Source organism: Bacillota bacterium (genome assembly GCA_040754675.1).
GTDB lineage: Bacteria > Bacillota > Limnochordia > Limnochordales > Geochordaceae > Geochorda.
In genome coordinates this window covers 1-6,094 of sequence record JBFMCJ010000253.1, presented here as the reverse complement: position 1 = coordinate 6,094, position 6,094 = coordinate 1, and the positions used below count along the sequence as shown (strand labels likewise).

The window sequence follows — 6,094 nt, the reverse complement described above, 5'->3', positions numbered from 1 at the left end:
ACGCGTCCTTCAAGAAGGACTTTTGTTACGGTGGCGGTAGTGCTAACCCTGACCCGCTCCCCTGCCGGGCCGGCGCCGGCGACGTTACGGGGCCAGAGGGGTTGATGTCGCTGCCATGAGCGCCAACGCTGAGCGGCCGCTGGCCGGCGCGCCGGCGACCCCGCGCGGCGCCCGGGGTGCCGATCGCCTCCCGCACCAAGAGGCTGTCGAACGGGTGATCGTCCAGATGCGCCGCCAGCTCGCCGAGGGCCTTGCCCTTGCGGAGATGGCCGAGATCGCGCGCTTGAGCCCGTTCCACTTCCTGCGGGTCTTCCGAGCCATGACGGGACTCACGCCCCGTGACTTCCTGGCTGCGCTGCGCCTTCAGGAGGCCAAGCGGCTGCTGTTGACGACCGGCTTGAGCGTCACCGACGTCTGCTTCGAGGTCGGCTACACCAGCCTGGGAACCTTCACCACCCGCTTCACCCGGCTCGTCGGGGTAACCCCCGGACAGTTCCGCCGCATGGGAGAGCGGGTGGTGGAGGCGTGCATCCGGCCTCTCCAGGTGGCCCGGGCGGGCCAGGTGTCTCTTGCCGGCCCGGCGGGACCGGCCAGGGGCGGGGTGGCCGGCCGCATCGACGCCCCGAGCGCCCCGGCCGGGCTGATCTTCGCCGCCCTCTTTCCACTCTCGGCGCCGCAGGGCGAGCCGCCGGCCTGCACGGTGCTGCCGTGCGGGCCCGGGCCATATCGCATCGACCCGGCGCCGGACGGGTGGTTTTACGTCCTGGCCTGCTCGGTGCCATGGGGCGACGACCCGCTGGGGTACCTCCTGCCCGCCGAGGACGTATGGGTGGGTGCCTCTCGCGGCCCCGTGCAGGTGAAGGGCGGCCGGGCAGGATCGGCGGTCGACATCGCCCTGCGCCCGATCCGGCCGACCGATCCGCCCATCCTGCCGGTCTGCGCGTTCATGCTCGCCCGGCGGCCTGAGCTCAGAGCAATCGGGAAGAGGCGAGGAGGGCCATGCGCCACTTGCGCTGGTCGTGAGGGCAGATCCCGGGCACGGGCACCTGAACAGCTCCCGGCAGAACGCCCGGGTTTCCCGCGGCGCCGCGGCCGTTCGGCAGGTCCCGGAAGGAATCCCTTTTCTTGACAGAGCCGGGCGGGCGGCGTAATCTGCCAGCGAGCACCCTTTTGTCGAACGCGTCATGGTACCAGGAAAGGCTGGCGTCTGCTGTGGGCCTGAGCACCGGCCCGCTGCGCTTCAGCCGCCGCGGTGAGGCCATCGAGACCGTCCGGCTCGACCGCATGGCACTGCACTTGCTCGCGGCCGGCGAAGGCGTCGAGGTCATCCGGCACGTGATGGAGCCCAAGGCCCGCTGGGCGCTGCGCCCCGCCGAGGGGTGGCATGCGCTGGAGTGCTTCGTGGTGGAGTCGGGCAAGCTTCGCTGGTTCCGCCCGGACGGTGACGTCCTGCTCGGGCCCGGCGACTGCGTGGCGGCGCACCCGGTCACCGAGGAGTGCCTGTTCCGGGCCGAGACTGAACTTTCGCTCCTGTACATCACCTCCGAGCCCGTCTTCGCCCAGTACAGCCAGGAGTCCCGGCAGATGATGGAACTCGCCGTCACCGTCGAGCAGAAGGACGGCTACACCGCCGGCCACTGCCGGCGCATCATGACCCGCTCCATGGCGGTGGGGCGGCGGCTGGGCCTGCCTCCGGGCCGGCTGTGGGCGCTTCACTACGGGGCGTTTTTGCACGACCTGGGCAAGGTGAGCATCCCGGACGACGTCCTGCGCAAACCGGGTCCTCTCACGCTCGACGAGTGGCAGATCATCTACCGCCACCCCCTCGTGGGGAGCGACATGGTGGAACGCACCGTGCTGCGCCAGGCCGCGCCCATCATCGCCCAGCACCACGAACGCCTCGACGGCAGCGGCTACCCCAACGCCCTGCGGGGCGACGCCATCCTGCTCGAGGCGCAGATCGTGGCCGTGGTGGACGCCTACGACGCCATGACCAGCGACCGCCCCTACCGGAAGGCGAAGCCCGCGGACGCGGCCATGCAGGAATTGTGCGCTTTGAGTGGAACCCATTACCGCCCGGACGTGGTGCAGGCATTTCTCGCGACCCTGGCCGAGGAACCCGGCCGGGGCCAGCCGGCTCCGCCAGAGGAGGGGTGAGCAGTGAAGCGCTGGGGTTCCGTGGTGGCGTCGTTGCTGGTGGTGGGGGCCTTGCTCGTCTGGGCCGGGGCGGTGTTCGCCGGCGAGGTCAACAGGTCCGCGGTTGCGGACGTGACGACCCGAGGGGATGCGTTCGTGAGCGTGAGCGTGCACGGCGGGGCCGTCAGCGTGGTCGTCCTGCCGGGGTGGCAGACGGCTGATTACTCCACGATCCACGTGCAGGTGAAGGACAAGGTCGACGCCATCGCCGACCCGCCCTGCATGATGTTCGCCGACGCGCCGGACATCGACTGAACGACCACCTTGCCATTCGTGGGTGCACCATTGAGCACGGTCCCCTTCGTGCCCGTTGGCCGCAGGCGGTGACCATACATCTGCCGACCGCGTGAGGGTTGCGGCAGGGCTGATGCTGAAGTTACGGTGCGCGTGGCCTCGCGCACCGTTTCGTTATTGATGCACGATGAAAGGCGAGGCCCGTATGTCCAGCGCCTCGGGATCGGGACCGCCCCCCGGGCGAGGAGTGCACTGCCACTACTGCGAGGCGATAGCTGCCGCGGACCCTTCCTACGCCGGGCGCGAGGCCGAGTTCGACCTGGGGTCGCAGGCGCCGCGTTGCGCGTGGCACTGGCGGTTTGTGTGCGATTGCTGTCGGCAGCCGGGGCACTTCATGACCCGCTTTTTCTGCCCGACCTCGGGGCGGCTGCTGTGCCGGGAGTCGGGCGAGGTGAGCGTCGAGTGGGGCCGGTTTTGGGCGTGGGACATGTGGTGGATTCTGCGGTGCCCGGACTGCAGCGGTAGCCACCCGTCACTGGACTATGCGGAGTTCCTCGGAACCCATCCCTGGCAGACAGATCCCGCAGCGGCCGCCCGGCGCCGGTGGCTCTCCGTCGAACCGCACCTGGTGCGCTACCCGCCGCCGCAGCCGACCCGGGTGCCCATGGAAGCGCTCAGCGATGCCGACTTGGACGCCGCCTGGAGTGCCAACGCCGATGTGTGGCACGCCGGCTACGACGAGCGGGGTGACCGCAACCGCAAATACCGCAGCGACCCGGTGCTGCTGGCGATGCTGGGCGACGTGGCCGGGCAGCGGGTGCTGGATGCCGGCAGCGGCAACGGATATCTCGCCCGGATGCTGGCGAGGCGTGGAGCCCGGGTGGTGGCCGTGGAAAACGCCCGGCGGCTGTATGAGATTGCGGTGGCCGAGGAGGCGAGGGGGCCGCTCGGGATCGAACTGCACCACGCGTCCATCTCGTCGATGCCGTTTCTGGCTGACGGGAGCTTCGATGCGGCGGTGGCCAATTATGTACTGATGGACGTGAGGGATTATGAGGCCGCCATCGCTGAGGTGGCTTGGGTGTTGCGGCGGGGCGGGCGGTTCGTGGCGGCGATCTCTTATGGGACGGCGGACGCTCAATGGCACGTGGTGGCACCCGATTCGCCGAGGAGAGAAGACCGGTTGGGATGGATGATCGACGACTACTTCGTGCGGCGGGCGGTGGTGGTACAGTGGGGGCAGCTCAAGCCGTTCGTCAGCTTCCACCGGCCGCTGCGGGACTATGTAGCGGCAGCGCGGCGGGCCGGGCTGGAGCTTCGCGACCTCGATGAGCCCGAGTGGACCCCCGAAGCCGAGCGGGATTTACCGGCCTCGGTGGTGCGTGTGTGGCAGCGCATCCCGTACGCCACCGTGCTCAAGTGGGTTCGCACATAGACACTGAAGGACGCGGTTCATTACCGAGGAAGGCAGGTTGCAAGGGGCGCCGTGGAACATTGACAGACTGCTCGTTCCTCAAGGAGGCTGGGGACGGGGTGGTCCTCTTCGTGCGCGTTCAGCCGGGAGCCGCTCGCTCGGAGGTGGCTGGACTGCACGGCAACGAACTGAAGCTGAGAGTGGCCGCTCCACCCGTTGAGGGCCGAGCCAACGAGGCGGCCCGAACACTCCTGGCCGAACTCATCGGTATGCCGAAGTCGGCCATTACCCTGGTGCGGGGGACAGCTTCCCGAAGCAAGTGCTTTTCGCTCCGGGGCACGACCGTCCAGGCCGTATGCGAGCGGCTTTCTTCCTACCTGGGACATTGACCCTTCAAGATGGGGACCGGCCGGGCGGCTCTGGCCATGAGGCGACAAGTCTGTCCACGGCGTCAACGAACCGCTGTGCTTGTGCAAGAACCTCGCTGGCTCTCCCAGGAGGGGGAGCAAACCGCTCTTCGTAGTCTGCTTCTCGCCTCAAGGTTTCTGCGCCGAGCAGCATCCGGCCTAAAGCACGGTCGATGAGGCCCTCTTTCACGAACTCCCTATTGAAGGCGCTGATAACACCAGAGTGCTTGACTCGGTCGATCTGCTTCAGCGCTAGCGCCGCTCGTGCCGCGGTGAACATTGCATAGTAAGCCCTACTGATGGCGTCGGCTTCCAGCCCGTTAGCTAACAGGACTTCAGCGGCTTTAAGCTTTTCACGAGCCTTGGCAAGTCGGTACCTGGCAAAATCCCCCCAGGAAACAGCGTCGTCCATCATGTTACGAGAATTCCTTCCCGAATGACGTTGAGGGCAAACTGAGACCCCGCTTGGCGATACGACTCGAACTGGCTCGTATCGAAGAGAACAATCGATATGTCTGCGTCGGACTCGAGCTGCACGTCCAGCAGTACGTCAAACACGGTCGACTCAAGCTCGCGGTCGAGCCCCCGGACTAAGACCAGCAAATCGATGTCGGAGTCCGCGCGGGCGCCTCCCCGCGCTCTCGACCCGAACAGGAGGACGCGATCGAGGCGCCCGCCCAAGCGTTGCTTGAGCCCCCGGACAAAGTGCTTTACTGCATCCTGCTCGTGTGTTGTGAGCTGCACGGCAACCTCACCCGGGACTCTCCCGGACTTCATGGTACCACAGACGCGGAGCGAGTTGCGGTGGTGGTGGACTGACGGGACCCGAGACACGCCCACCGTGGCAACTCTCGGGTCCCGGTATACGCCTTATTGACAGATGTCGATGCATAGGCTACCCTTATCGTCAGTCGAAGGTCGCCACCACAGGCGGGGGATAACACCTTGGTCCGAGGATATCGACGAGGCACCAAAGCCGCAGCCGTCGAGCGCGAAGCAAGACACCGGTACAGCTTGGGGGCTACGCAGGTCATGGCGCACGGTGCGGTTGCGCCGGAAATGCGTGGCTGCTGTGAGTCCGTCATCCGGCCGCAAGTCAGTCCCCCCGAGCTCGCTCGGTGGGCGAGCATCTTCCGAGCCCTCGATGACCCCACCAGGCTGGGTATCCTTGTGTTGCTCGCGGCACAGAGGCGACCCCTGTGCGTGTGCGATATCGTGGCGTACTTTTCGCAGGGGCAGCCGGCGATCTTCCATCGCCTCACGGTCTTGCGCGGTGCGGGCCTTGTCACGGCGGAACGGCGCGGTCTGTGGGTCCACTATCGGGTCTCGCCATCCGGGCTGATGGAGGCGTGGCGTGCCATTGGCCGGTTGATCCCGTGAGCCGGATTGGAAGCGTGATGCCGGGAGAGAGGACCGATGCAGAGTGGCGCGGTAAACCCCGATGTATCGAAGCATGTCAATATAGTCTCGCCCGCAAAGCACCTTTCTGAGCGACATCAGAGCCAACGGAGACATAGCGGTGGGCTTGTATTCCTGGAGGACCTTGGACGTGATTGCTCGAGACGGTCAGGAGCGGCTGCTGCGGGAAGCCGTGGTGGGACGTCTTGCTCTACTGGTGGCGAGGTCGTAGGGACGCACGCGTGGGTGTGTAGTTTCACTGCGGAGAGGAGCAGGGCCCATGAAGCAGGTTGAGGGTGAAAAGAGACCTCGAGCGTCCCAGGCCGAGGATCCCGAGGCTATCGTCCGGGCGGTGCGAGAGCACTACGCTGAAGTCGCCACGCGCGCAGCCCGTTCGAGCAAGCGCCGGCAGGGATCGGGGGACGGCTGCTGCGGGCCTTTTGCC

8 protein-coding genes are annotated in these 6,094 nt (G+C 67.0%); 6 read left to right on the top strand and 2 right to left on the bottom strand.

Annotation, left to right across the window (positions count from 1 at the left end):
• Positions 1 to 115: 115 nt before the first annotated feature.
• The 5 genes from AB1609_14065 to AB1609_14045 all read left to right on the top strand — a co-directional run bounded on the left by AB1609_14065 (position 116) and on the right by AB1609_14045 (position 4,233).
• Positions 116 to 1,129 carry an AraC family transcriptional regulator gene (locus AB1609_14065; protein ID MEW6047586.1) on the top strand — a complete coding sequence of 338 codons (1,014 nt, stop codon included), beginning with the start codon at positions 116 to 118 and terminating at the stop codon, positions 1,127 to 1,129.
• An 83-nt stretch (positions 1,130 to 1,212) separates the two neighbouring features.
• A complete protein-coding gene (locus tag AB1609_14060; protein MEW6047585.1) occupies positions 1,213 to 2,157 on the top strand; it encodes an HD-GYP domain-containing protein in 945 nt (314 codons plus the stop codon).
• Between the two features lie 3 nt (positions 2,158 to 2,160).
• Positions 2,161 to 2,451 carry a hypothetical protein gene (locus AB1609_14055; GenBank protein MEW6047584.1) on the top strand — a complete coding sequence of 97 codons (291 nt, stop codon included), beginning with the start codon at positions 2,161 to 2,163 and terminating at the stop codon, positions 2,449 to 2,451.
• Positions 2,452 to 2,635: 184 nt separating this feature from the next.
• The gene (locus tag AB1609_14050; GenBank protein MEW6047583.1) at positions 2,636 to 3,865 is read left to right on the top strand and encodes a class I SAM-dependent methyltransferase; all 1,230 of its coding nucleotides are present in this window, start codon (positions 2,636 to 2,638) and stop codon (positions 3,863 to 3,865) included.
• A gap of 59 nt (positions 3,866 to 3,924) precedes the next feature.
• The gene (locus AB1609_14045) at positions 3,925 to 4,233 is read left to right on the top strand and encodes a DUF167 domain-containing protein (GenBank protein MEW6047582.1); all 309 of its coding nucleotides are present in this window, start codon (positions 3,925 to 3,927) and stop codon (positions 4,231 to 4,233) included.
• A gap of 4 nt (positions 4,234 to 4,237) precedes the next feature.
• On the opposite strand, the gene AB1609_14040 is transcribed toward AB1609_14045, so the two are convergent.
• On the bottom strand, positions 4,238 to 4,666 hold the full coding sequence (locus AB1609_14040; protein MEW6047581.1) for a HEPN domain-containing protein: 429 nt from the start codon (positions 4,664 to 4,666) through the stop codon (positions 4,238 to 4,240).
• The gene (locus tag AB1609_14035; protein ID MEW6047580.1) at positions 4,663 to 5,091 is read right to left on the bottom strand and encodes a nucleotidyltransferase domain-containing protein; all 429 of its coding nucleotides are present in this window, start codon (positions 5,089 to 5,091) and stop codon (positions 4,663 to 4,665) included. The genes AB1609_14040 and AB1609_14035 overlap by 4 nt, the downstream gene beginning before the upstream one ends.
• Positions 5,092 to 5,283: 192 nt before the next feature.
• Here AB1609_14035 and AB1609_14030 point away from each other — a divergent pair, with 192 nt between their 5' ends.
• Positions 5,284 to 5,631 carry a metalloregulator ArsR/SmtB family transcription factor gene (locus AB1609_14030; protein ID MEW6047579.1) on the top strand — a complete coding sequence of 116 codons (348 nt, stop codon included), beginning with the start codon at positions 5,284 to 5,286 and terminating at the stop codon, positions 5,629 to 5,631.
• The last annotated feature ends 463 nt before the right edge of the window (positions 5,632 to 6,094 follow it).

Coding starts and splice junctions, on each gene's coding strand:
- AB1609_14065 (MEW6047586.1), top strand. CDS start 116: ATGAGCGCCAACGCTGAGCGGCCGCTGGCCGGCGCGCCGGCGACCCCG.
- AB1609_14050 (MEW6047583.1), top strand. CDS start 2,636: ATGTCCAGCGCCTCGGGATCGGGACCGCCCCCCGGGCGAGGAGTGCAC.
- AB1609_14040 (MEW6047581.1), bottom strand. CDS start 4,666: ATGATGGACGACGCTGTTTCCTGGGGGGATTTTGCCAGGTACCGACTT.
- AB1609_14030 (MEW6047579.1), top strand. CDS start 5,284: ATGGCGCACGGTGCGGTTGCGCCGGAAATGCGTGGCTGCTGTGAGTCC.